This is a genomic window from unidentified bacterial endosymbiont (genome assembly GCF_918797525.1).
GTDB lineage: Bacteria > Pseudomonadota > Gammaproteobacteria > Enterobacterales > Enterobacteriaceae > Enterobacter.
In genome coordinates this window covers 3,068,507-3,093,916 of sequence record NZ_OU963893.1, presented here as the reverse complement: position 1 = coordinate 3,093,916, position 25,410 = coordinate 3,068,507, and the positions used below count along the sequence as shown (strand labels likewise).

30 protein-coding genes, 2 tRNA genes and 4 pseudogenes are annotated in these 25,410 nt (G+C 51.9%); 15 read left to right on the top strand and 21 right to left on the bottom strand.

Annotation, left to right across the window (positions count from 1 at the left end; all coding sequences use genetic code 11):
- Positions 1–152 precede the first annotated feature (152 nt).
- On the top strand, positions 153–566 hold the full coding sequence (locus NL510_RS14800) for a CoA-binding protein (RefSeq protein WP_253377889.1): 414 nt from the start codon (positions 153–155) through the stop codon (positions 564–566).
- 32 nt (positions 567–598) lie between these two features.
- Here the strand turns inward: NL510_RS14800 and hspQ are convergent, their stop codons facing one another.
- Both hspQ and rlmI read right to left on the bottom strand, forming a co-directional pair.
- Positions 599–916: a heat shock protein HspQ gene (gene hspQ, locus NL510_RS14795; RefSeq protein ID WP_253377888.1), complete on the bottom strand. Its 318-nt coding sequence runs from the start codon at positions 914–916 to the stop codon at positions 599–601.
- A 60-nt stretch (positions 917–976) separates the two neighbouring features.
- Complete coding sequence (gene rlmI / locus NL510_RS14790; RefSeq protein WP_253377887.1) at positions 977–2,206, bottom strand: 23S rRNA (cytosine(1962)-C(5))-methyltransferase RlmI; 1,230 nt, start codon at positions 2,204–2,206, stop codon at positions 977–979.
- An 11-nt stretch (positions 2,207–2,217) separates the two neighbouring features.
- Between rlmI and NL510_RS14785 the strand changes: the two genes are divergently transcribed.
- Positions 2,218–2,445 (top strand): recombinase family protein, encoded by a 228-nt coding sequence (locus tag NL510_RS14785; RefSeq protein WP_253377886.1) that lies wholly within the window; start codon positions 2,218–2,220, stop codon positions 2,443–2,445.
- Between the two features lie 33 nt (positions 2,446–2,478).
- A complete protein-coding gene (locus tag NL510_RS14780) occupies positions 2,479–2,688 on the top strand; it encodes a SymE family type I addiction module toxin (RefSeq protein ID WP_253384939.1) in 210 nt (69 codons plus the stop codon).
- Here NL510_RS14780 and NL510_RS14775 read toward each other — a convergent pair.
- The 4 genes and pseudogenes from NL510_RS14775 to NL510_RS14760 all read right to left on the bottom strand — a co-directional run.
- Positions 2,685–3,239, bottom strand: coding sequence for a DUF6531 domain-containing protein (locus NL510_RS14775; protein ID WP_253377885.1), 555 nt, complete (start codon positions 3,237–3,239; stop codon positions 2,685–2,687). The two genes, NL510_RS14780 and NL510_RS14775, sit on opposite strands and share 4 nt — an antisense overlap.
- Complete coding sequence (locus NL510_RS14770) at positions 3,221–3,469, bottom strand: hypothetical protein (protein ID WP_253377884.1); 249 nt, start codon at positions 3,467–3,469, stop codon at positions 3,221–3,223. Before NL510_RS14770 ends, NL510_RS14775 begins: the two co-directional genes overlap by 19 nt.
- 22 nt (positions 3,470–3,491) lie before the next feature.
- The gene (locus tag NL510_RS14765) at positions 3,492–3,845 is read right to left on the bottom strand and encodes a DUF4150 domain-containing protein (protein ID WP_253377883.1); all 354 of its coding nucleotides are present in this window, start codon (positions 3,843–3,845) and stop codon (positions 3,492–3,494) included.
- A 65-nt stretch (positions 3,846–3,910) separates the two neighbouring features.
- Positions 3,911–4,120 (bottom strand): annotated as a pseudogene (locus NL510_RS14760) (DUF2169 family type VI secretion system accessory protein); the annotation flags it as partial.
- Between the two features lie 514 nt (positions 4,121–4,634).
- On the opposite strand from NL510_RS14760, the pseudogene NL510_RS23055 reads away from it, so the two are divergent.
- A pseudogene (locus NL510_RS23055) lies at positions 4,635–4,805 on the top strand (integrase domain-containing protein); the annotation flags it as partial.
- Here the strand turns inward: NL510_RS23055 and NL510_RS23050 are convergent.
- A complete protein-coding gene (locus NL510_RS23050) occupies positions 4,768–5,325 on the bottom strand; it encodes an Arm DNA-binding domain-containing protein (protein WP_436298327.1) in 558 nt (185 codons plus the stop codon). The pseudogene NL510_RS23055 and the gene NL510_RS23050 sit on opposite strands and share 38 nt — an antisense overlap.
- Positions 5,326–5,768: 443 nt before the next feature.
- Here NL510_RS23050 and NL510_RS14745 point away from each other — a divergent pair, with 443 nt between their 5' ends.
- Together NL510_RS14745 and NL510_RS14740 are read left to right on the top strand one after the other, a co-directional pair.
- The gene (locus NL510_RS14745) at positions 5,769–6,146 is read left to right on the top strand and encodes a RidA family protein (protein ID WP_253377882.1); all 378 of its coding nucleotides are present in this window, start codon (positions 5,769–5,771) and stop codon (positions 6,144–6,146) included.
- A gap of 223 nt (positions 6,147–6,369) precedes the next feature.
- The gene (locus NL510_RS14740; RefSeq protein WP_253377881.1) at positions 6,370–6,840 is read left to right on the top strand and encodes a GNAT family N-acetyltransferase; all 471 of its coding nucleotides are present in this window, start codon (positions 6,370–6,372) and stop codon (positions 6,838–6,840) included.
- Positions 6,841–6,920: 80 nt separating this feature from the next.
- Here NL510_RS14740 and tnpC read toward each other — a convergent pair whose 3' ends face one another.
- From tnpC to tnpA, 3 genes are read right to left on the bottom strand one after another with little or no spacing between them, the layout of a single operon-like run.
- Positions 6,921–8,459, bottom strand: coding sequence for an IS66 family transposase (tnpC, locus tag NL510_RS14735; RefSeq protein WP_253377880.1), 1,539 nt, complete (start codon positions 8,457–8,459; stop codon positions 6,921–6,923).
- Positions 8,460–8,508: 49 nt separating this feature from the next.
- A complete protein-coding gene (gene tnpB, locus NL510_RS14730; RefSeq protein WP_052908738.1) occupies positions 8,509–8,856 on the bottom strand; it encodes an IS66 family insertion sequence element accessory protein TnpB in 348 nt (115 codons plus the stop codon).
- The gene (gene tnpA / locus NL510_RS14725; protein ID WP_253377879.1) at positions 8,853–9,230 is read right to left on the bottom strand and encodes an IS66-like element accessory protein TnpA; all 378 of its coding nucleotides are present in this window, start codon (positions 9,228–9,230) and stop codon (positions 8,853–8,855) included. The genes tnpB and tnpA overlap by 4 nt, the downstream gene beginning before the upstream one ends.
- A 360-nt stretch (positions 9,231–9,590) precedes the next feature.
- Between tnpA and NL510_RS14720 the strand changes: the two genes are divergently transcribed.
- Entirely contained in the window at positions 9,591–10,418 is an 828-nt protein-coding gene (locus tag NL510_RS14720; RefSeq protein WP_253377878.1) for an aminoglycoside phosphotransferase family protein, read from the top strand.
- 121 nt (positions 10,419–10,539) lie between these two features.
- On the opposite strand, the gene NL510_RS14715 is transcribed toward NL510_RS14720, so the two are convergent.
- The 5 genes from NL510_RS14715 to NL510_RS23045 form a co-directional block, all read right to left on the bottom strand.
- The gene (locus NL510_RS14715) at positions 10,540–11,412 is read right to left on the bottom strand and encodes an integrase domain-containing protein (RefSeq protein ID WP_253384933.1); all 873 of its coding nucleotides are present in this window, start codon (positions 11,410–11,412) and stop codon (positions 10,540–10,542) included.
- Positions 11,413–11,641: 229 nt separating this feature from the next.
- Positions 11,642–11,998, bottom strand: a complete 357-nt coding sequence (locus NL510_RS14710; protein ID WP_253377877.1) for a hypothetical protein — start codon at positions 11,996–11,998, stop codon at positions 11,642–11,644.
- Positions 11,999–12,231: 233 nt separating this feature from the next.
- A complete protein-coding gene (locus NL510_RS14705; RefSeq protein ID WP_253377876.1) occupies positions 12,232–12,417 on the bottom strand; it encodes a hypothetical protein in 186 nt (61 codons plus the stop codon).
- Positions 12,418–12,429: 12 nt separating this feature from the next.
- On the bottom strand, positions 12,430–13,119 hold the full coding sequence (locus NL510_RS14700) for a hypothetical protein (protein ID WP_253377875.1): 690 nt from the start codon (positions 13,117–13,119) through the stop codon (positions 12,430–12,432).
- 87 nt (positions 13,120–13,206) lie between these two features.
- Positions 13,207–13,287, bottom strand: coding sequence for an ash family protein (locus NL510_RS23045; RefSeq protein ID WP_436299137.1), 81 nt, complete (start codon positions 13,285–13,287; stop codon positions 13,207–13,209).
- Between the two features lie 624 nt (positions 13,288–13,911).
- On the opposite strand from NL510_RS23045, the gene NL510_RS14695 reads away from it, so the two are divergent.
- Positions 13,912–15,207, top strand: coding sequence for a VRR-NUC domain-containing protein (locus NL510_RS14695; protein ID WP_253377874.1), 1,296 nt, complete (start codon positions 13,912–13,914; stop codon positions 15,205–15,207).
- 12 nt (positions 15,208–15,219) lie between these two features.
- Positions 15,220–16,455, top strand: a complete 1,236-nt coding sequence (locus NL510_RS14690; RefSeq protein WP_253377873.1) for a DUF3396 domain-containing protein — start codon at positions 15,220–15,222, stop codon at positions 16,453–16,455.
- Between the two features lie 78 nt (positions 16,456–16,533).
- On the opposite strand, the gene NL510_RS14685 is transcribed toward NL510_RS14690, so the two are convergent.
- Entirely contained in the window at positions 16,534–17,796 is a 1,263-nt protein-coding gene (locus NL510_RS14685; RefSeq protein ID WP_253377872.1) for a tyrosine-type recombinase/integrase, read from the bottom strand.
- Between the two features lie 153 nt (positions 17,797–17,949).
- Positions 17,950–18,025: transfer RNA gene (locus NL510_RS14680), tRNA-Asn, on the bottom strand.
- 114 nt (positions 18,026–18,139) lie between these two features.
- Between NL510_RS14680 and NL510_RS23040 the strand changes: the two genes are divergently transcribed.
- From NL510_RS23040 to NL510_RS23035, 4 genes are all read left to right on the top strand, one after another.
- Positions 18,140–18,184 (top strand): DUF5951 family protein, encoded by a 45-nt coding sequence (locus NL510_RS23040; protein ID WP_436299136.1) that lies wholly within the window; start codon positions 18,140–18,142, stop codon positions 18,182–18,184.
- 1 nt (position 18,185) lies between these two features.
- The gene (gene emmdR, locus NL510_RS14675; RefSeq protein WP_301308564.1) at positions 18,186–19,694 is read left to right on the top strand and encodes a multidrug efflux MATE transporter EmmdR; all 1,509 of its coding nucleotides are present in this window, start codon (positions 18,186–18,188) and stop codon (positions 19,692–19,694) included.
- A gap of 80 nt (positions 19,695–19,774) precedes the next feature.
- Positions 19,775–19,850: transfer RNA gene (locus NL510_RS14670), tRNA-Asn, on the top strand.
- Between the two features lie 161 nt (positions 19,851–20,011).
- On the top strand, positions 20,012–20,569 hold the full coding sequence (locus NL510_RS23035) for an Arm DNA-binding domain-containing protein (protein WP_436298322.1): 558 nt from the start codon (positions 20,012–20,014) through the stop codon (positions 20,567–20,569).
- On the opposite strand, the pseudogene NL510_RS23030 reads toward NL510_RS23035, so the two are convergent.
- Positions 20,532–20,699 (bottom strand): annotated as a pseudogene (locus tag NL510_RS23030) (integrase domain-containing protein); the annotation flags it as partial. The gene NL510_RS23035 and the pseudogene NL510_RS23030 sit on opposite strands and share 38 nt — an antisense overlap.
- A 797-nt stretch (positions 20,700–21,496) precedes the next feature.
- Here NL510_RS23030 and NL510_RS14655 point away from each other — a divergent pair.
- Positions 21,497–21,661 carry a hypothetical protein gene (locus tag NL510_RS14655; protein WP_253377870.1) on the top strand — a complete coding sequence of 55 codons (165 nt, stop codon included), beginning with the start codon at positions 21,497–21,499 and terminating at the stop codon, positions 21,659–21,661.
- Positions 21,645–24,299 carry a glycohydrolase toxin TNT-related protein gene (locus NL510_RS14650; RefSeq protein ID WP_366518966.1) on the top strand — a complete coding sequence of 885 codons (2,655 nt, stop codon included), beginning with the start codon at positions 21,645–21,647 and terminating at the stop codon, positions 24,297–24,299. The genes NL510_RS14655 and NL510_RS14650 overlap by 17 nt, the downstream gene beginning before the upstream one ends.
- A gap of 262 nt (positions 24,300–24,561) precedes the next feature.
- Here the strand turns inward: NL510_RS14650 and NL510_RS14645 are convergent, their stop codons facing one another.
- The 3 genes and pseudogenes from NL510_RS14645 to NL510_RS14635 all read right to left on the bottom strand — a co-directional run bounded on the left by NL510_RS14645 (position 24,562) and on the right by NL510_RS14635 (position 25,345).
- Positions 24,562–24,873, bottom strand: coding sequence for a SymE family type I addiction module toxin (locus NL510_RS14645; protein ID WP_253377861.1), 312 nt, complete (start codon positions 24,871–24,873; stop codon positions 24,562–24,564).
- A gap of 70 nt (positions 24,874–24,943) precedes the next feature.
- Positions 24,944–25,210, bottom strand: a pseudogene (locus tag NL510_RS14640) (helix-turn-helix domain-containing protein); the annotation flags it as partial.
- Positions 25,211–25,222: 12 nt separating this feature from the next.
- Positions 25,223–25,345 carry a helix-turn-helix domain-containing protein gene (locus tag NL510_RS14635; RefSeq protein ID WP_253377858.1) on the bottom strand — a complete coding sequence of 41 codons (123 nt, stop codon included), beginning with the start codon at positions 25,343–25,345 and terminating at the stop codon, positions 25,223–25,225.
- Between the last annotated feature and the right edge of the window lie 65 nt (positions 25,346–25,410).

Here is a 25,410-nt window from a genome sequence, read left to right as displayed (position 1 = left end):
GCAAGGCGGAGGGTTTTCTCTACCTGCCCCCCCCCTGATGCGGCCCGTTATCCAGCTCAATGCTGTCTGCTTTGCCCTCCTCCATCCGTATGGCAAAGATGGTTGAGAAGCCTGCTATGGCGTACACTTTGAAAAAAGCCAGGAGGAAAACCATGAAAGAGAACGATATTGCCGGGATTTTGACGTCCACACGCACTATTGCGTTGGTAGGGGCGAGCGATAAACCGGATCGTCCAAGCTATAGGGTAATGAAATACCTTCTCGATCAGGGCTACCACGTCATCCCTGTCTCCCCGAAAGTGGCGGGCAAATCCCTGCTGGGGCAGCAAGGCTACGCGACGCTTGCGGATATCCCTGAGAGGGTGGATATGGTGGATGTCTTCCGTAATTCAGAGGCCGCCTGGGGCGTGGCACAGGAGGCCATCGCCATCGGTGCGAAGACGTTGTGGATGCAGCTTGGGGTGATCAACGAACAGGCGGCGGTGCTGGCGCAGGATGCCGGGCTGAACGTGGTGATGGATCGCTGCCCGGCGATAGACATCCCGCGGCTTGGGCTGGCGAAATAAAAAAAGCCCGGAGTCGGGCTTTTCTTACACGCTTAGTTCCTCAGGCGAGGGGCCTGCAACTGTTTGCGGATTGTCTGAGCAAGCTCATCCATCGAGGGTTGTTCCGGATGCTCATCCTGCAGTTCACTGCTCAGTTGCGCTTCGGCAAGATAGGTGTGAACGGGTTGTCCGTCATCAGCTTCCATAACCACATGGTACCAGGGCGCAGCACGCAGCGCTACGTCAACCGCCAGTTCGTCTGCTGACGGCTTATCAAGGGAATACTCCGGGTCGATATCCACGACCACACCCAAATATCCAAGCAAAGTGTGGCGAACCTGCTGGCCGATACCGAATTTGCTGGCAATCATAGTCACCTCCCGGGAAACATTACATACATGTTATGTGTGGGCAATATTTCTCATTTCAAGTTACATGACGCGACAGGCAAACCCTTTCAGATACAGTCCTTCCGGGTAGGTAGCGATCACGGGATGGTCGGCTGCCTGACGGAACTGCTCTATAAATTGTACATCACGACCCGCATCTATTGCGGCATCAGCGATAATTTTCTGGAATAAATCGGTGGTCATCAGGCCAGAGCAGGAGAAGGTCAGCAACACACCGCCCGGGTTCAGCAGCTGGATAGCCAACATGTTGATATCTTTATAGCCCCGGCAGGCGCCCATCAGCTGACTTTTATTTTCAACAAATTTAGGCGGATCCATCACGATAACATCGAATTTCTCACCCTGGTCGCGGTATTTACGCAGCAGTTTAAATACGTCATCACGAACAAATTCAGCTTTGCTGAGATCCAGCTTATTCAGCGCGACGTTTTGTTTCGCCACATCCAGCGCTTCCTGTGATGTATCCACGCTGACGACCTTAGCGCAGCCGCCCATTAGCGCGGATACGGCGAAACCGCCTGTGTAAGAGAAGCAGTTGAGCACGCGTTTATCGGCAACGTACTGGCGCGTCGCCAGACGGCTGTCACGCTGGTCGAGATAGTAACCCGTTTTGTGGCCGCCCTGAATGTCCACCAGCAACTTCATACCGTGTTCTTCTATAGGCAGCAGGGCTGGCGGCATTTCGCCGGTCACCGGGCCTTGCGTCAGCTCCATACCCTCTTTTTTACGAACCGCCACATCGCTGCGGTCGTAAATCGCACATTCGGGGAACTGCGACTGCAGGGCGTTAATCAGCGCGGCACGCTGATATTCTGCCCCTGCGCTTAGCAATTGCAGTACGAGGAATTGGCCGAAGCGATCGATGGTTACGCCCGGAAGGCCATCAGACTCACCGGCAATCAGACGGTAGCTGTCCAGCCCGTCACGTTTTGCCAGCCATTCACGCCACTGCTGCGCCTGCTGCAAGCGACGCACGAAGAAATCGATATCAATGGTTTCATCTTTATCAAACGTCCAGACGCGCGCGCGGATCTGGGACGCTGGCGAGTATGCGCCGCGAGCTAACCATTTCCCCTGATGGTCAACGATATCGATGGTTTCACCGAGGCTGGCTTTATCTTCCATACGGGCAACCGCACCGGAGAACACCCAAGGATGGCGGCGCAGTAATGACTTATCGCGCCCTTTGGCTAACACTAAACGGGGAAACCTTTTAAAATCTGTTTTTTGGCTTTCTTCTGATGTGTTCATTAGGTACTCCCATGGAAAAACGCAAACTGTACATTTATATACGTTGGTCAAGTGATAAACAGGCAAAAGGTTCATCATTGCAACGACAGTTGGAAACGGCGGGTAGGGTAGCACATGAAAACGGTTTAGAGCTTGTTGAAATCATCGATGCCGGATTGTCTGCGTTTGAATCGAAGCATCTTGAAAAGGGCAGTTTAGGCGCATTTATCGAGGCAGTTAAAGAGGGGGGAAGTCGCTAACTGTAAGTATCCCACACCAGTCGTAATACCAAAATTCCCACCGGATATTCACGCAGCCCCAGCCTGCACCTTAAGGCCGACTGGTTAAAGGAGGCGGGATTTGAGACCGGGCGGGGCGTGACGGTGAGGATTACGGAGGGGTGCCTGACCATCATCGCTGACGGTAACGAAGTGCAGGAGCTGCGCGAGCAGCTTTATCAGGCGAAACAGGTGGTTAAGGGAATCAAAGACGGTAAAGTTTAGAGCGTGTAGCCATCGCTGTGGCGGATATCCGTCAGAAGACCGCCTGTGTACAGAAAATCAATCCGGTTGCCGTAGCTGTCGTGGATGGCAGACAGTAAGTAAATACCGGCGTCTGCCGGAGAAAAAACTCGCGTCTGCTGTGAGCGGCGGTCAAAGAGGGTGAGCTCACTGCGCATGATACCGGATAACCGGTAACGCGTCTGACGGGAATTCACGGCCCCGTGAAAAATACCGTCCCGGGGAATAGGGTAACGGAGCACCACCCCTTCATGGTCGGTAAAACACAGATTATCGCTTTGTAACGTCAGCGACTGGGACCAGTCATCTGACCACATGCTGCCAAAAAGCCCCTTTTTCCTGGCGCGTGAGCGGTAAAACCGTGACAGTCCGAGCGGGACAGAACCTGGAATGTGCAGGACATTAAGCTGCTGGAGCAGGCTGCCGCTCACCACATCAACCGGATCGCTGCGGCACGTCAGGAAGTCACTCTCAAACTCTTCCCCCTGTCCGGCCTTTCCTTTTCCCTTCCCTTTTATGATGGCGCCATCCATGTCTGCCCCCCGGCAGTTCTCAGCGAAAAAGCCATGAACAGACTTTGCGCGGCTTCCGGCGTGGTGTTGTAACGGGCAGCGGCGTTGAGCATTGCGCCAGTAGCCTGGCTGTTCATCACGCCATCAGGAGTATGATCGGTAAAAAAATGAGTGACTGATTGCTTAATTACCTGCGCCGCCAGCCGCCGTGACTCAGCTTCGTGTTCATAAGCACGGGACAGCGTGTCCATAAACGTCTGCTCTTCCGCAGTTTCAGGCCTGATTTCCGGGTCTGCCTCTTTTGCCATCACACTGGCGGCGGGTGGCTGGCCGATAATGATCGGTGGTGTTTCTGGCGTTCATCCAGAACGTATCAAAGTGACGCAGAACGGGCTTGCCGCCGACTCTGAAGGTGCTGCTGTGTTCCAGCGGTTCGCAGATATCACCCACCGTACCGCTTTTCACTCCCTTAGCCACACCCGGCCCATCGCCTTTTGTCGCGGGAACGAAACTTTGATCCAGTACCAGCACCGGATGTCCGTTCGCTTTGACTGACGGGACAACCTGCACCGCATCACCCAGGCTGGCGGTGACAGGATAAGGGACGGGGGGCGTGGCGGGGCCCATCGGGGTTTTACAGACATTTCGGGTATGGCAGTGCCATCCGGCGTGTGAGCTGTTCCGTTGACAATCATATCGCAGGCGGGTTTCAGAGGCGCGAGATCGCTTTCGTGCACAACCGGAGAAGCATTCATTTCCCCGGAAAATTTATCTTCCACACTTAACGGTAGCGCAGGATATTCCATCAGCATGGTCTGCCACTGACCATCAGCATCCTGCACAAGCCGGAAACCGGTTTTTATGGCAATGACGTGATACCGTTTCCCGCGTGTATCGTCCATCGCATATTCCATCGCTGAGAATGGCGTCAGATTACGAAATTCCATATAGTAAGTTCCTGACCAGTAAAATAACTTGTGATTATTTATATTTCTTATTTATTTGATGGGTGAATGTAAATAATGCGCTTTCAGGGTGGTGTTAATTAAAAAGTCTTTTGCATACGAATTTTGTGAGGTGTATCGGTATTATCAGATTATTTTAATTATCCCTTTTTCTGCGCGATTCATTTTTTTCACTACTCACAGCGCCAGATCACTGTACTTGCCTTCGCGACCTGCCGGAATTTATCCGGCTAAATCCGCACCTGCTGACAATCAGTGCCTTTTACCTGACGGGCAGCGGCCTGCATTGCCGAAGGCTTTGCTGCCGCGTGACCGTCAGACTGCACCAGATATTATTATTTTTGTACTGCACCCGTCCCGTGCGTCACTTTAGCCGCGCAGAGCGGGAAAGTGACGCACGCAGCCCTTTACATGGCGGCAGGCTCTGGAGCGCGAAGAACCCCGGTTAACGGTGGTGTCTGGCACCAAAGGCGGACGCCCGCGAGAAACTGTTGTTCTTGATGCAGTGGCGGTCAGAAAGGCACTCGATAATGCGTTATCTGTCTCAGAAGACCTTCATGACAGGTTGCTCGATAAACCGGATCTCAGAAGTGCGATGAAATACTGGCACAGCCAGGCGTCACGTATTGGTTTAACAGGCGTGTATTCTCCACACTCGTTACGCTATGCGTGGGCGCAGGATGCGATCCGCCATTATCTGTCGCAGGGATTGTGTGAGAAGGAAGCGCTGGCAATGACGGCGATGGATCTGGGGCACGGCGACGGGCGCGGGCGGTATGTGCCACCAGACCCGCTTCAGGAATGCCTTTCGGGATAATCTGTGCGGGAAGGCTGCCCGACACCACGCGCTGGCAGCCGTCGCAACCATACTGTGGGCGGACATAACGTTTTACCACGAACTGCGCCGGGATGTAGTCGAGCCGCTTACGGATACCATCGCGCTGTTGACGAGCGCCGGATAGCGAAACTTGCGGGTACGAGCCTAACGCAATGCGGGATTCTTTTCGGTTGAAGCGATATTTGAGATACCAGAGGCGTGAACCGCCCGGATTGACAAGCAGATACCGACCCTGAGAATCGGTCAGTTTAAAGGGTTTATCAGAAGGCTTGATACTACGGATTTTCGCGTCGGAAAGGGACATATGGTGGTCACTCCATTATCGAACTGAAATGACCCCAAATCAGACCACCAATTTCGCCGGATGCGCAGGGAAAACCAGATACGCATCGGGAAAGATTTTCACGCTAACTTATTGAAACCTAATTGGATAGGGATTTATAAATACGCCTGAAAACAGGGATTTGGCTCCTCTGACTGGATGCGGATTTGTATGTATCATATTGAATTTAAATTGATTTGATTTCTAAAATTGAAATGAGGCCCTCAAAAAGGCCCCAAATGATACACCTGATTAAAAATGCTATGTGCATCACACTCTAGGTTATTATTCTGGCCGTAGATAGATATGGCAGTCGGCTTTGTGCCAGAGGACGTCGCATACTTTATGTTATGCCAATCAACGTCAAATATTCACAATGGAATGGTAAGGTTGTGGCTTGTTCTCCTTCAAAAAGGATCATTGGTATGAGCAATCTAATAAGAAAAAATTATTCTGAAATAGGCGAAGTAAAGGCCCCTTATGTTCATTCAGTAAAGCATAGTAACACGCTCTATATTTCTGGCATGACGGCATTTGGCACAGTAGCCCAACACCAGGGCATTGCTGAGCAGGCTGAAGAAATATTCATCCAAATCAGAAAAATCGCCAGCGTGGAAGGTACAGATTTTTCGGCGCTAATCAAAGTGACCATCTTCATCACCTCTTTTGAGGCGCTCAATGAGCTACGCAAAGTACTGTATCGAAATTATGTTGATCATTTGCCAGCCAGTTCGCTCGTCGAAGTCAGCCGCCTCTTCTCACCTGACCTCTCAATAGAAATTGAGGCTATATTCGGCCTTTGATTCAATGCCCATTGTCGGATAGTGACAACTGTTCAATTCTAATGTGATTTTATCAAGCCAGAGTTAAGCGTCCGCGCCTCGCCCGCAATAGACCTCACGACTCCTCAATAGATCCGCTTTGTGCCAGAAACGGACTTTACTCTTTTGATAGGCACAGATGTTGAAACGAAGCCGTTTCATGATAAATCTAATAGAGATGATAGCGACGAAACGGAAGAAAAAAATGAAAATCAGACTTGCTGTACCAGAAGAGGCAGAGGAATGTTGGAATATAAGGAATCTATCTATCCGCGAGGGGTGTAAGCTCAGTTATAGCGCCAGGGTGCTTGAGGCCTGGACGCCTGAAGCTATGCCTGAACATTACAGAGAGGTTATAACGGCAAACCCTTTCTTTGTCGTCGAGACGCCTGATGCCGAACTCGTTGCCACGGGATACCTGGATCTTGCATCAGGAAGTGTAGAGGCTATTTTTACATTGCCAGATTATTTTGGTAAAGGTCTGGCCAGCCTGGTTATTGAAACAATTAAATATGAGGCAATTAAACGAGGTCTGAAACAGTTGATCATGTCCTCAACACCAAATGCACAAACATTTTATGAAAAGCATGGCTTTATGTTTATCAAGGAAAGTTCATCACCATCAAGGCTTGCGCAAACAGATCTACGCTGCATGGATATGTATATCGAACTCTAAATTTGAGAAATCTATTAACTTTGGTAGATAGATTCACCGTAAGCGTATAGCGCGAACCGTATTGACGTGACGAGGATGGGTTATTCGGCAGGCAGTGTGATCCGCCACGGCAGCAGTTCACCAACCCGGTTTACCGGCCAGTCAGCAATGACGTCAAGGATATGGTGAAGGTAACGTTCTGGAGCTACTCCATTCAGTTTGCACGTCCCGATCAGACTGTACAGCAGCGCTCCCCGCTCACCACCGTGGTCTGAGCCGAAGAACAGCCAGTTTTTACGCCCCAGACTGACCGTCCGCAGCGCATTTTCAGCGATATTGTTATCGGCTTCAGCCCAGCCGTCGTCTGCGTAGTATGTCAACGCCTGCCACTGGTTCAGTACATAGGTGAACGCTTTTGCCAGCTCTGAGTGTCGCGACAGGGTTTTCACTTTTTCACGCAGCCAGTTTTCCAGTGATTTAAGAAGCGCTTTCGTTTTTAACTGGCGTTCAGCAAGCCGCTGTTCTGCTGGCATTCCCCTGATATCCGCTTCGATGGCATACAACTCGCCTATCCGTTTCAGCGCTTCATCTGTGAGCGCTGAGGGAGTGCGAACGTGAACATCATGGATTTTACGCCGGGCATGGGCCCAGCACGCGGCTTCCTTTATATGACCGTCGCGGTAGAGCTCGTTGAACCCGGCGTAGGCATCAGCCTGCAGTACGCCACTGAAGCCTGCAAGATGGGTCTGAGGGTGGATACCTTTTCTGTCCGGGCTGTAAGCGAACCACACTGCGGGGGCCAGCGCTGAGCCGGCGTTGCGGTCGTCGCGAACGTACGTCCATAAGCGCCCGGTCTTCGTCTTCTTATTACCCGGCAACAGCACCGGGACAGGCGTATCGTCAGCATGGAGTTTGCCGTCGGTCAGGACATAGTCCTGAAGGGCTTCATCCAGCGGTGCCAGCAGACGACAACACGCATCCACCCAGCCCGACAGTACAGAACGACTCAACACCACACCCTGGCGGGCATAGATCTCCGACTGGCGATACAGCGGTGTGTGCTCTGCATACTTTGAGGTCAGCACGCGGGCCAGCAGCCCCGGTCCGGCGATACCCCGTTCGATGGGGCGCGAAGGCGCCGGGGCCTGAACGATGCGATCGCACCGACGGCAGGCATGCTTTTCACGTACTGTCCGGATAACCCGGAAGGCGCTGCGCATCAGCTCCAGCTGTTCGGCGGCATCCTCACCCAGGTAGCTCAGCGAACCACCGCACTCCGGGCAACAGGACTCTGTGGGTAACAACCGCTTTTCATCACGGGGGAGTGACTCAGGGAACGGTTTGCGGGTGCGGGTCTGACGCAGCGGGCGCTGCACCGCCGGATCATCAACCCGACCGGTCAGCGTATCGCTTTCCTGCTGCAGCCGGTTCAGGTCAGCTTCCATCTGCGCGATACGGCGGGATACCTTTTCGGAACGACTGCCGAAGTTCATCCGGCGCAGCTTATCCAGTTGCGCCTGCAGATGGTCTATTTCGCGTTCCCGGTCGGCCAGCTTTTCCAGCAGGGCGCGGTTCAGCGCTTCCTGTTCGGCCAGGCGCTGTTTCAGCAGAAGGATGTCGTCAGAAGAGGTGTCGTTCATAAGCCCGTATTTTACCAGGCTTATTCTGCGACAACCAGGATAAAGAGCGCTACAACATGGTCAGGGACGTCAGTAACCGCTTTGGCTGTCGCCAGTCGATACCTTCCATCAGCATCGCCAGCTGCGCCGGCGTCAGGAACACTTTGCCATCGCGGGCTGAGGGCCAGGCGAAGCGACCACGTTCCAGTCGCTTTGTCAGCAGGCACAGCCCGTCACCGGTGGACCAGAGCAGTTTGACCTGACTGCCGCTGCGTCCCCGGAAGATGAAGACGTGGCCGGACATCGGGTCATCTTTCAGCGCGGTCTGCACCTTTGCGGCCAGGCCGTTGAAGCCGTTACGCATGTCGGTGATACCGGCAACCAGCCAGATTTTAGTACCTGAAGGTAGCGGGATCATCGCTTCAGTTCCTGTATCAGCAGAGCCAGGAACGTTTCGCTGACAGCGCCGTTGAGGCGAAGCGTCCCGTGCCGGAACGTTACCTCACAGCTGATACTGAGCCCCGGGTCTTCTGCGAGCGATTCTGGCTGTACGGCAGTGGCATCGAGAGTCACAGGAAGTAGCAGAGGACTCTCTGAGGAAGGTAACAGTAGCTTTCCGTCGCGCCACTGCTGGCGCCATTTAAATAACAAATTGGCGTTGATGCCGTTTTCAAGCGCCAGTTTTGAAATGGATATTCCGGGTTTGCAGGAGGCAGCAACGAGCTGCTGCTTAAACTCAGGAGAATAATTAGGGCAGCCCTTACGCCTGCCGGGGGTCACATTTTTCTGCATATCTGACACTTTGGTTCCCACTACTTATTTGGTGGACACCACTTTGTCGAATACATCAGATTATGACCAGACGGTTCGCGCTGTACGCTTACGATTCACCAACGAATATTTAATCACTACAAGTACTATACAGTCAGTAGCCAATAGGCATTTTAGATAACCCTGAGATGCCTATAATCTGTATGTTCAATGTCAGTTCTTCGCTCACAGCAGAACTATCAATCTCCTTCAGGCCGGTTTGTGCCAGGGCATTGTCTTACTAGAAAAAAGCATGCAGGAAAGCTCTTCACCTATGGGTTAAAATGTCTGAATGCATGCCTGTTTCCCCACTTTGATTGTAAGGATGTTAAAGAAAGCTTTATGGATACGTTCAAGTTAAAACCCTGGCTAAGTCGCTGGAACCTCATTCCTGATGGCACTCCATTTATAACTCATACGTCACAGTTATATCCGGTCAAAACAGCAGCACATGGAATTAAAGCCATGTTAAAAGTTACGGATGATACTGATGAACAAGCCGGTAATGCACTAATGGCATGGTGGGAAGGGAATGGTGCGGCACAGGTGATTGCACATGAAAATGAAGCAATTCTTCTCTCAAGAGCCACCGGTTCCGCGTCTTTATCAGCAATGTCTCGTGGAGATAAGGATGATGCAGCTTGCCGTATTTTGTGTATTACTGCGAACCGACTTCATTCATTCGCAAAAAGACCGTTACCCCAGCTTACGCCTTTACATGAATGGTTTAATCCTCTAAAACCAGCAGCCTTGAAGTATGGCGGTATCCTGACACGTTGCGCAGAAATCTCAGAAGAATTGCTTTCTTCTCCGCAAGATATGGTTGCATTGCATGGTGATTTACATCACGGAAATGTGCTTGATTTTGAAACGTCTGGCTGGCTGGCCATTGACCCCAAAGGACTAATCGGTGAACGGGGATTCGACTTTGCTAATATTTTTACTAATCCGGATCTTGGTAATCCAGTACCTCCTGTTGCGACTGTACCGGAGACATTTAAACAGCGTCTGAGTATCGTCACCAGGATGGCTGACATGGACAGAGAACGCCTGCTCAAATGGATAATTGCATGGTGTGGTCTTTCAACCGCCTGGTCCCTTTCAAGTAACGGAACTGCTTCAACAACAATAAAAATTGCCGGGCTGGCGATTACTGAATTGGAACAGTGAGTGAGATATCGACAATGGTGTAAGTATCCCTGCAAAACGACCCATTCTCTTTTAGAGATCCTCTGGCATGTGGATTAGGTTACCCGAAAGCGAACTTCTGCTCTTCGCTCTTAGCTAACTGTCAAACTTGCCCATACACCTGTGCCACATATCGCCCACGTCCGTCTCCATGCCCCAGATCCATCGCCACCATTGCCAGCGCCTCTTTCCTGCTTAACCCCTGCGCCAGATAATGATGTATCGCATCCTGCGCCCACGCATAACGCAGAGAATGCGGGGAATATGCGCCAGTGAGGCCAATACGCGTCGCCTGGTTGTGCCAGTAATCCATCGCGCTTTTCAGATCGGGCTTGTCGATCAGCCGATTATTACGGCTTTCTGCGACAGCTAACGCATTATCCAGCGCCTTTCTGACAGCGCCAGCATCCAGAATCACCGTTTCGCGGGGCCGTCCACCTTTGGTGCCAAATACTACTGTTAAGCGTGTATCCCCCCGTTCAACGGCCTGTTTCCACGTCTTCAGTGACTGCACGCTCTGCACCGCTTCCTGCGAACGTAACCCCATCAACCGTGCCAGCTCCAGCGCCGCTGCCAGTCCCGGATCTTTCGCGCGGGCCGTTTCCAGCACATAGCGGTAATGATCCTGTGTGATGGCCTGTCGCGTACCATTGCGCGATGCACCAGAAAGCCCCAGGGATTTATTTGTCAGTCGCTCGTGTTCTGCAATCTGTTTACGCCCGGCCTGTTGCAGTACAACACGTAGTGAGGCCATTTCATTCTGTAGCGTGCGTTTGCTGATCCCCTGCGCCAGTCTTTCATGAATGTAGTTTTCAATGTGGCGAACTTTGATCTGCGCCACCCGCTGGATCTGGACGTTCAGCGCCCGTAAATGCTGGTCAAAACGTTGCACGATATGAATGCGATCGTTCACCGTTTTATGGCTACCACCGCAATGCTTTGCCAGCGCCTTCATTTCACTGCCTAACTTGCCCATATATTTCCCCCACGGTTTTGCAAACACAAACGGTCTCCGGCGTATGCTTTTTGGCTGCGCCAGAACGATACCTTCACGCCGGAGTGGCCAGCTTGTTGAGGTATAGGGAGTTTCAGCCAGTACACGGTACGGACTGCCTGCCAGAGCAGGAATTCTCCGGGGCATCATGCCCCCCCGGTATCGATCTTTTTCTCCTCTTTTTTGCTGACAGCGGCCCAAAAAGGACGTATCAGATTAGGGTATATGCGCAGAAGCCCTGAAAACTGTGGCATGGCGCGGTGTGGTGGTTGTGCGTCACTTTGTCGCTTTGCGCGACGCAAAGTGACGCACCGGTTGAGTGCCGGGCGCGAAAGATCGCGGATTCTGGCGCAGATTGACGGTCACGCGGCAGCAAAGCCTGACGGCAATGCAGGCCGCAGCCCGTAGGGTAAAGGAGGCTGATCCATAGCCGGACAGGGATTGACCCGGAAATTTCAGATGTCGTTGAATGCTGACCAGCGAGCTGGCGCAGCGAAAGGACATGTTGTTTGTGAAGTTTGACCTCTGTCGCAGTGACCTGCGAGCCGGTGTTTGCGGAGGTATTCACCGGTAGGGGCTGCCATCCTGAGTTCCTCAGGCGCTTCTTTCAGGCCATGAAGCATGGGCGCTGTCAACGACAGCATTGTGCAACCCGGAGCTTACATCCGGGCGATGGACGTGAAAAGGGGAAACTCTTTTTTGATAAAAAAGAGTTTCCCCTTGACTGTGATTGTTTTTTATGAAAGCAGGTGGCATCTTAAAAATCAGGAGGCCACAGTGAAATTACAGAGGGAGCTTGTCTTACTGCATGCGTCGTACTTCCGCCGCTTCGAAGATATCGTGCAGACGATGAAGTTGTTCGGCCAGAATGAGCAACAGGACATAGTTTGGCCCGGCCTCATCAGGGTTCTCCAGCATGACTTCGGTCAGAACACGGGCACGGTCCACCAGTTCACGGGCATCGGGTTCAACAGGTTTCAGATTCATGATTTTCTCCTTTCACTGTACCCATTCACCGCCCCGGATATGGGCGATATCCAGTAGCAATGACTTCATCGCCCGACTTACCGCGGACAGCGTATTGATCAGCGGTTCATCAGCATTCAGAGCATCGGGCCTGCGCAGCCATTCATCAAACCGGACGTGTATCCGGGCGAATATTGCCGCCAGCCTGTCCATCTCAACACGCTCTACAGGCCGTTTTTGGTTATGATTGCTAAAGACGTCATCCGCAAGCTGGCGCAGATCGTCAATAACAGGAAACAGTCCGCCGGGAAACTGTGGGCTGGCACTGTCAAAGCGGAACTCCGTCAGGCGCAGGGCAAAACCGTAGAGTACCGATGCCAGCAACTGGCGGAGATGGCGAAGTTTTCCGGGTGTGTAATGGTTGCAGTCGGCCAGGGCAGTGACACTACGGGATTCTGCAAGGGCCAGGGTGCTGTGGATTTCCAGGGCAAGACGGAGTGGATATTGATCGGTACGGGACAGCGGGTGGGAGGGAAAACGTTCGTTCCAGAGATCGGATTCGCTGAGCCAGTGAAGGATGTTGTCGTGGTGCAGGACGCCTGCCGGAGTGGGGCCCCGGATATCCAGAAGCTGAATCAGTTCGTCGTTATCTTCACAGGGCTGGGGAATATAGCAGTGGTGATCGAGCTTTTTTCTGAGTTCAGAAAGCGGAATAACCATCATGATGGTGTTCTCCTGTCAGGGGTAACAGGCCATCATCGGAGTTCTCACGCTCATGGTGATGGCCCAGAACAGGGGTGAGAAACCGGCCTAACAGGACACCGGCCAGCCCGAAGGCTGCCCTGCCTGAGCCACCATTGAACGTCGTGCACAGAAAAACACTGCACACATCAACAGCAGTTCAGGGCAATAGCAGATGGCTGCTATTGCCTGTCAGTCGCGGGTTCTCACGCCCGGCAGTCCCTTCGGAACTGCGCGGGTATTGTAGTCCATTACGGTTTGGCAGAAAAGTGGCATCTGGCGCATATTCCCTCTGACACGCAGGACTGGCACAGGGTATAAAGCGCGTTATGTGCAGTGGGTTATTTAGCCGTTCCGATATTCAATACGTTCTGCCTTTTGGTTTTCAGGCCTTTTAGGGCAGGTCTGTTACCCTTATGCGCTCTTACCCTTAGCCTTTTCAGAGCCTTTAATGCCATAAATTCATGATGGCCTGTATCAGCAGATATTTGCATCCGCAAAAATAAAACTGGATATTATTTTTATAGTGAATGTTTTGTGCGAAATTCATGGATACTGATTTGTGTTAATTTTTATTACAGTTATCTGGTTGCCCTCAGGGAATTAAAACGTATCGTCGGAAGTATTATATCCGAATAATTCCTCACTGATGAATGGAGACTCAGTGACGTTGTTATTCAGATATTACCAGCACAAACGAGTGGGGCAGGACTCCGCCAAGTCGTGAACCGATAAGCAGCAACTGGAAACCGAACTTAGAGAGGGCCAGTTATAATGGAAATGCCCGATTTACCCAATACACCAACAGATACTCCTAATATTCCTACCGGATCGAACAACCAGCCATGGGACTGCACGACGACGGGTGTCGAAATGGTTGAGAAACAGTCACGTCTGCCCACTACGGAGAGCCGCCAGTACTTGCATATCAAAGTTGAATACGCTATGCGTTTTCCTCAATTGTCAGCGCAGATCCGTCGGGAAGGTAAAACTTACCAGATGAACCTGAAACAGATCATGATGAGCGCGCTGATCCGCGTGGATGAAATCGCCCGCAATTATTACTGGTATTACAAGTCGGAAGTGTCGTTCGATATGCGCACTACGCCGCCGCGTCCTTTTCTGAGCAGTACATTACTGGAGAAGAAGGGGGCCGGTAGGCGTCACACCACCAATCCTTTCCCGGTACCCGGCAAGGGGATTTACCGTCGTCCGGACGTGATTATCGTAAAAGACAAGCAGGATCGCTGGCCGGGGTTGGCGGGGCCGGACCACGATGATCCGCCGGGTATGCATGGCGATAACCTAGCCCGTCTGGTAGAGGTGAAGTTTCCAGGGGATGAGCTCAAACGTGGGCAATACGACGAATATATGAAGATTGTGGGCAGAAACCGAACCCGGATGATCATTTTGGAGATCCACGACTGTCGCCCGGATGAGCAGCAGTGGATTGACCAAGTGGTCAACGTGACGATGAAAAGCTGGGAGAGCAGCGGCGCAAAATACTGGCCGCTGTTCCTCTACCCGCCGATCTTTATGCCCCGCCCGCCCTCAACGCCCGTTGCTGCTAGATTAGAGCCTTGGACTTACGTCGGTAAAGCCGTTGCAGACCTCAGCGAAGGGGCTATCCGTGGCGTGGCGGAAGGCTGGAACGCATTGTCAAAAGAGACGCAGCAGACCCTGAACTCTGTGGCAAGCTGGCTTAACGACGGCGGTGAATGGGTTTACCGGCAGGGAAGCGAGGCCTGGGTCTGGGTCAGCAATACCGGTATGTCGGTTAGCTCCTGGACTAACGCGCAGCTTAAGACCTCGTGGACGAAAATCCAGCAGGCTACCGATATTACGCTGGAGATGCTGAAAAAGGTGGACTGGGTACAGGTGCTGACCGATGTGGCGAAAACAGTCGGTGTTATTCTGGTTGCCGTCGGTATCGGCGCTCTGGTGGTGACGCTGGGTATCCCGGAGGCCGTTATCGGCGCATTTTTACTGATTGCTCGTCTGGCGATTAGCGCCTGGGGAACGCTGGCGGTGATCCTTGGCACCGGAACCACGATGGCGGTAGCGCAATAAACAGGAGTGGATATGGAATTGCAGGATTTTGAGCTGAATTACATCGAAAAATGGTTGCCAGAGGTGTCGGTAAAGTACAAAGACGGCAGCCCGGCGATCAATCTCGGTCTGATCATCACCGTCTTTTTTAGGGACGGGCATACGCCGGAGGTCCGTCGCAGAATGGTGGAGTGCGTCGACCGTTTTTATGCGGAATTTAAGCCCCACCTGAAGAAAACCCTGCCGGGGAAAAAGTGGACTGCTATTACCGAGAAAAATTATGCTAGGCAGAAACAGGATATTTTAGACTCAACGCCTGAAGAAATTTTCGACTGGGTACTGAGCAGTGCCATTGAGTCTTATTTAGCCCCTGATTACGATATTGTTATCATGGGCAAACGTGTGTTTCATAATGACTATGACCGCTCGGTAATTAAACTGACATTTCCACTGTCCATGCTGAAAGAGCCTGACGGCAAAGCACGATATGAAGGCTGGCTGATATGGCTGTGCGACACCTTTGCAGTGGAAAACGGCTATGCCGGACTGTCGTTTGTACTTCCTTATGCCTTCGAACGGATGTTCCCCTATGAGTTTGCGCTGGCGCAGCGTTTTTCCGGCGTAATGGTGGATTCTCTTGGAACGCTTGAAGGCGGTGAAGCTGTTGAGGGGCTGAAAGGCGCCTGTTGGTATACCATTCTGGGAACCCCGTGGCTTGAAAAGCTGGGCGGTGCAGAGAGATTAAAATATCGTTTAGCTAAAACACCTGAAATTAGCCTGCTGTCCTATAACAACGGCGTGATCCTTAAGGCCGGTCAGCTTCCGCCGCCATTGGGTGAAATGAAAACGGAAGGATTATCGCCACTATTGATCAAGGTGAACCAGATTATTCGTCCCGTTCGTTACGATGGACATAATGGCCTACACTTTTACTCCGAATATGAAGGACTTCAGTTTGAAGAAGCATCTTCAATGAAATGGTTTGCCCGCTTTGACGACGCCAGTGCTCTGCTGGATAAAGATGATATTGGCAAGTCCTGGGAACCTGTGCGTATTAAGTGCTGGACTGACGATATAGCTCCTCATGCGGGACAATGGGCCGCGATTGTTAACGGCACCACAGAGTATATTCAGACCCGTGAAGGACAGAAGATGCCATCCTTTGAGGATAAACATGGTAAGCAGCATCGTGCCTGCTGGAACCTGTTGAAGCGAGATGATAAAGGTAGTGTCTTTACTGTGCCTGAGCTGGATCCAGATGATTTTTGAATTGATGATTAATCACTGATCGATCTCTTTGCCCCAGTCTGGGGCAAAGCGCTGATGATCAATGATGGCATTTTGTCTTTATGATACTTCTTTCAGATGCCCAGCGAACTGATAAGGCGACACATACCGCTCTGTGTTTACATCCAGATAATCCGCCCACCACTGCATCATATTGATCCGTTCCTCCAGATATTCAGCCTTATGAATATAGGCGGCGCGAACGCTGTTTCTTTCCTGATGGCTCATCTGTTTTTCAATCGCTTCTTTGCTCCACAGTCCCGACTCACTCAGCGCACTGCACGCCATCGCCCGGAAGCCGTGACCGCAGATCTCTTTTCTGGTGTCGTAGCCCATCACACGCAATGCCTTGTTGATGGTGTTGTCGCTCATGCACTTGTCCTGGTCGTATTCGCCGGGGAAAATAAACGCCAGATGCCCGGAGAGCGCTTCAGTTTGTTTCAGGATCGCCATTGCCTGATCGGACAGCGGAACAATGTGCTGTGTTTTCATCTTTGTGCCACGATGAGAGAAGCGCACGTTTTCGATCTGCTCACGTTCTTCCGGGATTATCCAGAGCTTCTGCTGCCAGTCGATTTCACTCCAGCGGGCAAAGCGCAGTTCGCTGGAGCGCACAAAGAACAGTAACGACAGCTTCAGCGCATACCGTGTCAGTAGCCTGCCGGAGTAGTTATCCGTCCGGGATAATAATTCTGGTAGTTTCTCAAGCGGCAGGGCCGGGTAATGCTGTGTTTCCGGCGGCGTAAATTCACCGTCCAGATCCAGCGCCGGGTTTGACCTGATTAACTGCTTTTTCACCGCATAACGCATGATCTCGGTAACGTAATTTTTCAACCGTGCAGTGATCTCCAGAAAGCCTTTGTTCTCCACTTTACGCAGAGTAAACAGCAGATCCTCCGTGACAATTTGATCGATATATCTGTCCCCGATATCCGGGAAAATATACATTTCCAGCCTGCGCCGGATGGTCGTCGCATAATGTTCAGACCAGCGCCGGTGATCGGCATGCCAGTTCATGGCGATCTGGCGGAATGTCTGGCCGTTTTTCTTTTTATGTTGCGCGATTTTTTTGTCAACGGAGGGATCGACCCCTTCACGCATTTTACTGCGTGCCGCATCGCGGAGCTGGCGTGCCGTAAGCAGGGAAACATCCGGGTAAGGACCAAAGGCCAGCTTCTTCTCTTTCCCGTCAATACGGTACTTCATGTACCAGAGTTTTGAGCCGTTGGGTTTGATCAGCAGGTACAGTCCGGCACTGTCGCCGAGTTTGAAGGGTTTGTCTGTGGGTCTGAGCTTGCGGATAGCGGTATCAGTGAGTGACATAGCGGGGGGCTCCATTCGTTCAACGAACCGTGAGGCCCCCAAAAATTACAGATGTCAAGAAACCCGGCAATCCTTACCAAGACAGGCGGGTCAATCTAACTGATTGTTTTTATAACGTATTAAGACTCACTGAGATGTCTTAATACTAAAATCTGGCTCCTCTGACTGGACTCGAACCAGTGACATACGGATTAACAGTCCGCCGTTCTACCGACTGAACTACAGAGGAATCGGTGTGGAGGCTCATATTAGCGGCGAAAAAAATTTTGTCAAACCTGTTCCTCGCGAAAAGCGATTGATTGCTGATTCTGTCGACAGTTTGTTGTAAATCCAAACATATTTTATGGAAAATACTTTGCAGGATATGCATTTCTCCATCATCATTTGAAATGGAGTTTCAACTTTTCTCGCTAAGGTCCATTTTGAACGTCACTGCTCCCATCCGTCAGGCGATAATGCGCACCCCCTGGTACGCTAAACGTAAAAGCTATCGTGTTCTGTTCTGGCGTGAAATTACCCCTCTGGCTGTTCCCATTTTTCTTGAGAATACCTGCGTTCTGTTGATGGGGGTATTGAGCACGTTCCTTGTCAGTTGGTTGGGCAAAGAGGCGATGGCCGGGGTTGGCCTGGCAGACAGTTTTAACATGGTCGTGATGTCGTTTTTTGCCGCCATCGATCTCGGGACAACGGTGGTGGTTGCCTTTAGCCTGGGTAAGCTCGACCCCAAACGTGCGCGCGAGGCCGCCCGTCAGTCGCTGATGATCATGACCATTTTTTCAATTGTCCTGGCGGCGCTTATCCACTATTTCGGGAAAGAGATTATCGATATTGTCGCGGGTGAAGCGACCGTCGAGGTTAAAGGTCTGGCGCTGACCTATCTTGAAATGACGGTGTTAAGTTACCCGGCCGCCGCTATTGCGTTAATCGGTAGCGGGGCGCTGCGCGGGGCGGGGAACACTAAAATTCCGCTTCTGATTAACGGCGGGATGAACATCCTGAATATTATCATTAGCAGCATTCTGATTTACGGTGTGTTCTCCTGGGACGGGCTAGGGTTCGTCGGCGCGGGCCTGGGGTTGACCATCTCCCGCTATATCGGTGCGGCCGCCATTATTGGCGTATTGATGGCCGGTATCACTCCGTCACTCCGTCTGACGCTGAAAAGCTATTTTCGCCCGCTCAATTTCGCCATTATCTGGGAAGTGATGGGGATAGGCATCCCGGCCAGTATTGAGTCGGTGTTGTTTAACGGCGGTAAGCTGCTTACGCAGATGTTTGTCGCCGGTATGGGGACCGATGTTATCGCCGGTAACTTTATTGCCTTCTCCATCGCTTCACTGATTAACCTGCCGGGTAACGCCCTCGGCTCTGCGTCGACCATTATCACCGGTAAACGATTGGGGAAAGGGCAGATAGGCCAGGCAGAGCGCCAGCTGCGCCATGTCTTTTGGCTATCGACTATCGGCCTGACGATCATCGCCTGGGGGACGGCACCCTTTGCCGGACTGATGGCATCCTTTTATACCCATGAGAACGACGTTAAAGAGGTGGTGAAGATCCTGATATGGCTTAACGCCGCCTTTATGCCGATTTGGGCTGCTTCCTGGGTACTGCCCGCCGGGCTGAAAGGAGCCCGTGATGCCCGCTTTGCCATGTGGGTGTCAATGCTCGGCATGTGGGGGTGTCGGGTTGTCGCGGGCTATACGCTGGGTGTGATGCTCGGTATGGGCGTCGTAGGCGTCTGGCTGGGAATGTTCCTCGACTGGGCCGTGCGCGGTGTGCTGTTCTACTGGCGTATGGTTAGTGGGCGCTGGCTGAAAAAATATCCGCGCAAAAAAACAGAGCACCGGGTGCCTGAAACGACAGAGTGCCTGGTAAATGCGCGAAGTGGAGAATAAATCGTCAAACAAACGGAAATCTGCATTCTGCCTTTGACATCATCGGCAAGCATCGATAATATGCGCCCCGTTCACACGATTCCTCTGTAGTTCAGTCGGTAGAACGGCGGACTGTTAATCCGTATGTCACTGGTTCGAGTCCAGTCAGAGGAGCCAAATCCCTGTTTTCAGGCGTATTTATAAATCCCTATCCAATTAGGTTTCAATAAGTTAGCGTGAAAATCTTTCCCGATGCGTATCTGGTTTTCCCTGCGCATCCGGCGAAATTGGTGGTCTGATTTGGGGTCATTTCAGTTCGATAATGGAGTGACCACCATATGTCCCTTTCCGACGCGAAAATCCGTAGTATCAAGCCTTCTGATAAACCCTTTAAACTGACCGATTCTCAGGGTCGGTATCTGCTTGTCAATCCGGGCGGTTCACGCCTCTGGTATCTCAAATATCGCTTCAACCGAAAAGAATCCCGCATTGCGTTAGGCGCGTACCCGCAAGTTTCGCTATCCGGCGCTCGTCAACAGCGCGATGGTATCCGTAAGCGGCTCGACTACCTCCCGGCGCAGTTCGTGGTAAAACGTTATGTCCGCCCACAGTATGGTTGCGACGGCTGCCAGCGCGTGGTGTCGGGCAGCCTTCCCGCACAGATTATCCCGAAAGGCATTCCTGAAGCGGGTCTGGTGGCACATACCGCCCGCGCCCGTCGCCGTGCCCCAGATCCATCGCCGTCATTGCCAGCGCTTCCTTCTCACAAAATCCCTGCGACAGATAATGGCGGATCGCATCCTGCGCCCACGCATAGCGTAACGAGTGTGGAGAATACACGCCTGTTAAACCAATACGTGACGCCTGACTGTGCCAGTATTTCATCGCACTTCTGAGATCCGGTTTATCGAGCAACCTGTCATGACGGTCTTCTGAGACAGATAACGCATTATCGAGTGCCTTTCTGACCGCCACTGCATCAAGAACAACAGTTTCTCGCGGGCGTCCGCCTTTGGTGCCAGACACCACCGTTAACCGGGGTTCTTCGCGCTCCAGAGCCTGCCGCCATGTAAAGGGCTGCGTGCGTCACTTTCCCGCTCTGCGCGGCTAAAGTGACGCACGGGACGGGTGCAGTACAAAAATAATAATATCTGGTGCAGTCTGACGGTCACACGGCAGCAAAGCCTGGCGGCAATGCAGGCCGCAGGCCGTCAGGTAAAAGGCACTGATTGTCAGCAGGTGCGGATTTAGCCGGATAAATTCCGGCAGGTCGCGAAGGCCAGTACGGTGAACTGGCGCTGTGGATCGGAAGAGAAAGCATGATCTCTGCCACAGTTTCTGTGGCCCGGCGTGTTACGAGGTTTGCGCCGGTAAAGGGAATGACCATCCTGAATAATTCAGGTGCTTCTTTCAGGCCATGAAGCAAAGGGCGTCGTCCGCAGACAACAGAATGCACAAGGGAGATTATCCCCGGACAGTGGTGAAATAAATGGAAAACTGAATTTCAGTCTGTCAGTTTAAGCATTGCGTCAGACAATAATGCCGTACACAGAAACACATTCATCCAGGGAATTATTTCAAAGTAATGCCATCCAGTTAAAAATACAATTAATAATATCAATCACATCATTGAATAATAATTTTGCATGCAACACCCGAACAATACATAGAATAATTTAATAATAGAGACTTAGCTCACATAACCCGCATTCAAAAGACTTTCTAATTAATGCCACTCTGCAAGCGCATTATTTATATTCATCTACCAAATTAATAAAACACAAGTAAACTCGGTTTTATATTATTAATCGGAAACATGATACATGGAATTTCGTAATCTGACGCCATTCTCAGTGATGGAGTATGCGATGGACGATAAGCATGGCAAACGGTATCACGTCATTGCCATGAAAACCGGCTTTCGCCTTATGCAGAACCCTGAAGGGCAATGGCAGACAATACTGATGGAATATCCGGCGCCGCACTGATGCACTGGGGCGTACCACGGCGTATGACTATAACAGTGAAGGTTATATCAGCCGTGTATCCCTGCCGGGCGGCTATAGCCTGTATTACGACTACAGTCCCACCGGGCAGTTAACCCGCCTGAGCGCACCCGGAAACCAGGTGTGGCAGTGGGATTATGATGATAAAGGCAGTATGGTCTGTCTGACTGACCCACAGGGGCGGAAGCAGCAGTTCAGCTACAGTGAACACGGTGATTTACTCCGGCAGATGATGCCGGGCGGTGCCACCTGGCAGTGGGACTACAATCCCCTGCGCCAGCTTCGCGAGACCACCGCGCCGGACGGCGGCGTGACGCAGGCCGAACAGGATATCCTGGGCCGCCTGCTCAGCGTGAAAGACCCGCTGGGTTTTACCACGCAGTTTCGTCACAGTCAGAGCCATGCAGGGCCTCAGGGCAGCGTGGAAGAAATTCATCGTCCGGACGGCGTGCGCGAGCTGATGCACCAGAACAACGAGAAACTGCCGGAGAGTTTCACCGATGGCGAAGGCAAAACCACCCGCTATGAATATGGCGCGTTTGACCTGCTGACCGCTGTTGTCCGCCCGGACGGCGAACGGCTGGAGTGCCGCTACGATAAGCTCACCCACCTGACCGACATCATCAACGCTGAAGGCGAAAGTTACCGGCTGACGTATGACAAAGCCGGACAGCTTGTCGCCGAAACCGATTTTACCGGGCGCACATTAACCTATAGCTATGATGCCGCAGGCCGTTGTATCCGCACCACTTTCCCGGACGGCACGCATCTCAACCGCCAGTACAGCGTCACCAGTCTGGTGACAACGGAAGAAGTGACATACGGTGACAGTGACCGGGTTCTCAGTCGTACAACGTTTACTTACGATACCCTCTGCCGTCTGACGGAAGCCCGCAACAACGACGCCACCGTCACGTATGAATACGATGACGCCAGCCGGGTCACCGCCGAAACGATTAACGGCAGGCGCACTGAATATCAGTACGATGCCGTACAGGATACGGTCTCGCAGCGCACCACCGCCGGTATTACGGAGCGTTTCTCACGCGGATTAATGGGCGAACTGACATCATGGCAGATAGCCGGCCATGTCCCGCTGACCCTGGAGCACAACCTGTGCGGCCAGGAAACGGCCAGAAAAAGCGACGCCGGGTTCAGACTCCGCCAGCATTACACTCCCACCGGGATGCTGACAGAACAACAGGCCGGTGACCTGACAGAGCTTAACCCGCACTATCAGCGTAATAACACCCTGCGTCGCCAGTGGCTGTATGACAAAGCCTGTAACCTGACGATGATTGCCGATTCCCTGCGGGGGACGATGGTCAACAGCCTCACGGCAAACGACCAGGTAAGCCATGCCACCTGGACCGGCAGCAGCAGCGTACCAATGTGCGAGGAGCGCTTCACTTATGACAACAATCTCAATATCGCCCGCCGCCAGTCCTGGGTGAATGAGGTCATGGAAAGTGAGACGCACCAGCGCCAGCTGCATGGCCGGGTGACGTCACGGGAGTACAAAGCCTGGCGGCATTCAACCTCCCGCATCAACCCGGACAGCGGGATGCCGGAAGAAGGTAAATTTGTCAGAGTCATCCGGGATGAGCAGACCACCTGGAAATACGATGTTAACGGTCGTCTGGTGGAAAAGCTGGTGGATAAAGGCGGCTACCGCCCACTCCTGTGGCGCTACCGCTGGGATGCGCGGAGCCAGCTAACCGGACTGGAAACCCCGGAAGGCGAACGCCGGGAGTACAAATATGACCCGTTCGGCAGGCGTATCAGCAAGCGCTGTGCTAACCGGGATAAACCCGGCATGGATTTTCACTGGAACGGTGACCAGTTAACGGAAGAAATTCCTGTTGGTCCTGATGGTAAACCGGAAGATGAAAATGCCATTCGCTGGATATACGAGCCAGGCAGTTTCACGCCGCTGGCGCGCTATGAGAAAGGCCAGTTGCACTATGCCATCACGGATACGGTTGGCCGTATTCAGGAGTTGCTGACGGAAGACGGCACCATTGTCTGGCGGGGTAAGCAGCAGCTCTGGGGCCGGGAAGAAGGCCGGAACAAGGAGGATGCCCCCACCTGCCACTTGCGGTTTCCGGGACAGTATGAAGATGAAGAATCGGGGTTGTATTATAACCGGTTCCGGTACTATGATTGCGGGACAGGGCAGTATCTGTGCGCGGATCCGATAGGGCTAAATGGAGGTATCAACCTCTACAGTTACGTTCCTAATCCGTTGACATGGATCGACCCGCTTGGATTAAGCAATCTGCCATTGACTTACTGGCCGCCTAATGATGGTGCATTTGGAACTGTAGAAAATGTAACACTGAAGCCAGGGATGGAAATTGATAGATATGGATATCCCAGAGGAAAATATCTTTCTCCCGTTAATACACCATATTCAATGAGAGCCCTGCCCCCAAGAGCAAATGAATCACCGTACACTATTTATAAGGTTATGAAACCAATAGAAAACGTTTCCAAGAGTAAAATCGCCCCGTGGTTTGGCGAGATTGGAATGGGAACACAATATAAGTTAGATAACTCCGTTCAAAGTTATCTTGATTCAGGTCACTTGAAAAAAGTCAGAGGATCTAAATGTGGATAGTCGATCTCTTGTTAACTTTCTGATTAGTAATAGTTATCCGAAAGATAGCTACTCTGTGCTTGATGTGAAAAATGAATCCTTATGTTTAATAAAAGAAAATGAAACATGGATCATATTTTATAGTGAGCGGGGACAACGAAGCGACCCCAAATATTATTTAAACGAGGATGATGCTTGCCATGTTTTTATTAATGAGCTTAACCATATGTTGAAACATTTATAACTTCATAAACAGGGGGGATATCCTCCCCCTGTTTGTATGTTAAACCAGCGCGTCTTTAATCCCCTTAACCACCTGTTTAGCCTGATAAAGCTGCTCGCGCAGCTCCTGCACCTCGTTATTATCAGCGATAATGGTCAGGCACCCCTGTGAAATCTTCACCGTCACACCGCGCCCGGTCTCAAATCCCGCCTCGGCCAGCCAGTCGCCCTTAAGGTTCAGGCTGGGGTGTCGTGAGTAGTACGTGGTCATGTAGGTTTTACTGTTGATGTGGCGAGCGCTGACGTAGCTGACTTTGTAGCGGCGCTGTGTTTTGGAAATGGCGGGTTCTGCCTTAGAATGCTTCTCAGCCATGATTAACTCCTGCGTAGTTAGTTGTGGTGAGCGGCGGTGATGAGGTGCGAACTCATTGCCGCCGCGCTGTTTAACGTTGTCTCACACTCTTCTTAACTGCCTTCTCGACGTTGACTTTAGTCACAAAGCTGTCAATCACCATAATCAACGCTCTTTGCTCCTCATCCGGTAACGCATCTGCCTGCTGCCAGAGTTCGTGTAACTCCGCGTTGCGGATCTTCACATCCCTGCTGGCCTCAACCCGGCCAACCAGTTCATCAAGCGAAACCTGTAACACATCGGCCAGCTTAAGCAGCGTCTCCAGTTGTGGCGAAATATGCCCCCGTTCCCAGCGGTTATAGGCTCTCGGCTAGACGTCGCTCATCTCGGCAAGGCGTGTCTGGGTCAGCCCCCGGGCTTCCCTCAGTGCCTTCAGGCGTTCGGAAAAAGCAGACATATCAAGATCTGTCATCAGGAAATCAATAGCCGCCATTGTATGCCCTCTTTTTTAGCTGCCTGTGGTAATGCAACATTAATGTGACTATTACATATCACATT

What these genes read in the sequence shown, in the direction of transcription:
- NL510_RS14800 (WP_253377889.1), top strand. Translation starts at nt 153, where the DNA reads ATGAAAGAGAACGATATTGCCGGGATTTTGACGTCCACACGCACTATT.
- hspQ (WP_253377888.1), bottom strand. Translation starts at nt 916, where the DNA reads ATGATTGCCAGCAAATTCGGTATCGGCCAGCAGGTTCGCCACACTTTG.
- rlmI (WP_253377887.1), bottom strand. Translation starts at nt 2,206, where the DNA reads ATGAACACATCAGAAGAAAGCCAAAAAACAGATTTTAAAAGGTTTCCC.
- NL510_RS14785 (WP_253377886.1), top strand. Translation starts at nt 2,218, where the DNA reads ATGGAAAAACGCAAACTGTACATTTATATACGTTGGTCAAGTGATAAA.
- NL510_RS14775 (WP_253377885.1), bottom strand. Translation starts at nt 3,239, where the DNA reads ATGGATGGCGCCATCATAAAAGGGAAGGGAAAAGGAAAGGCCGGACAG.
- NL510_RS14770 (WP_253377884.1), bottom strand. Translation starts at nt 3,469, where the DNA reads ATGGACACGCTGTCCCGTGCTTATGAACACGAAGCTGAGTCACGGCGG.
- NL510_RS14765 (WP_253377883.1), bottom strand. Translation starts at nt 3,845, where the DNA reads ATGGGCCCCGCCACGCCCCCCGTCCCTTATCCTGTCACCGCCAGCCTG.
- NL510_RS23050 (WP_436298327.1), bottom strand. Translation starts at nt 5,325, where the DNA reads ATGTCCCTTTCCGACGCGAAAATCCGTAGTATCAAGCCTTCTGATAAA.
- NL510_RS14745 (WP_253377882.1), top strand. Translation starts at nt 5,769, where the DNA reads ATGAGCAATCTAATAAGAAAAAATTATTCTGAAATAGGCGAAGTAAAG.
- NL510_RS14740 (WP_253377881.1), top strand. Translation starts at nt 6,370, where the DNA reads ATGAAAATCAGACTTGCTGTACCAGAAGAGGCAGAGGAATGTTGGAAT.
- tnpC (WP_253377880.1), bottom strand. Translation starts at nt 8,459, where the DNA reads ATGAACGACACCTCTTCTGACGACATCCTTCTGCTGAAACAGCGCCTG.
- tnpB (WP_052908738.1), bottom strand. Translation starts at nt 8,856, where the DNA reads ATGATCCCGCTACCTTCAGGTACTAAAATCTGGCTGGTTGCCGGTATC.
- tnpA (WP_253377879.1), bottom strand. Translation starts at nt 9,230, where the DNA reads ATGCAGAAAAATGTGACCCCCGGCAGGCGTAAGGGCTGCCCTAATTAT.
- NL510_RS14720 (WP_253377878.1), top strand. Translation starts at nt 9,591, where the DNA reads ATGGATACGTTCAAGTTAAAACCCTGGCTAAGTCGCTGGAACCTCATT.
- NL510_RS14715 (WP_253384933.1), bottom strand. Translation starts at nt 11,412, where the DNA reads ATGGGCAAGTTAGGCAGTGAAATGAAGGCGCTGGCAAAGCATTGCGGT.
- NL510_RS14705 (WP_253377876.1), bottom strand. Translation starts at nt 12,417, where the DNA reads ATGAATCTGAAACCTGTTGAACCCGATGCCCGTGAACTGGTGGACCGT.
- NL510_RS14700 (WP_253377875.1), bottom strand. Translation starts at nt 13,119, where the DNA reads ATGATGGTTATTCCGCTTTCTGAACTCAGAAAAAAGCTCGATCACCAC.
- NL510_RS23045 (WP_436299137.1), bottom strand. Translation starts at nt 13,287, where the DNA reads ATGTGTGCAGTGTTTTTCTGTGCACGACGTTCAATGGTGGCTCAGGCA.
- NL510_RS14695 (WP_253377874.1), top strand. Translation starts at nt 13,912, where the DNA reads ATGGAAATGCCCGATTTACCCAATACACCAACAGATACTCCTAATATT.
- NL510_RS14690 (WP_253377873.1), top strand. Translation starts at nt 15,220, where the DNA reads ATGGAATTGCAGGATTTTGAGCTGAATTACATCGAAAAATGGTTGCCA.
- NL510_RS14685 (WP_253377872.1), bottom strand. Translation starts at nt 17,796, where the DNA reads ATGTCACTCACTGATACCGCTATCCGCAAGCTCAGACCCACAGACAAA.
- emmdR (WP_301308564.1), top strand. Translation starts at nt 18,186, where the DNA reads ATGGAGTTTCAACTTTTCTCGCTAAGGTCCATTTTGAACGTCACTGCT.
- NL510_RS23035 (WP_436298322.1), top strand. Translation starts at nt 20,012, where the DNA reads ATGTCCCTTTCCGACGCGAAAATCCGTAGTATCAAGCCTTCTGATAAA.
- NL510_RS14655 (WP_253377870.1), top strand. Translation starts at nt 21,497, where the DNA reads ATGGAATTTCGTAATCTGACGCCATTCTCAGTGATGGAGTATGCGATG.
- NL510_RS14645 (WP_253377861.1), bottom strand. Translation starts at nt 24,873, where the DNA reads ATGGCTGAGAAGCATTCTAAGGCAGAACCCGCCATTTCCAAAACACAG.
- NL510_RS14635 (WP_253377858.1), bottom strand. Translation starts at nt 25,345, where the DNA reads ATGGCGGCTATTGATTTCCTGATGACAGATCTTGATATGTCTGCTTTT.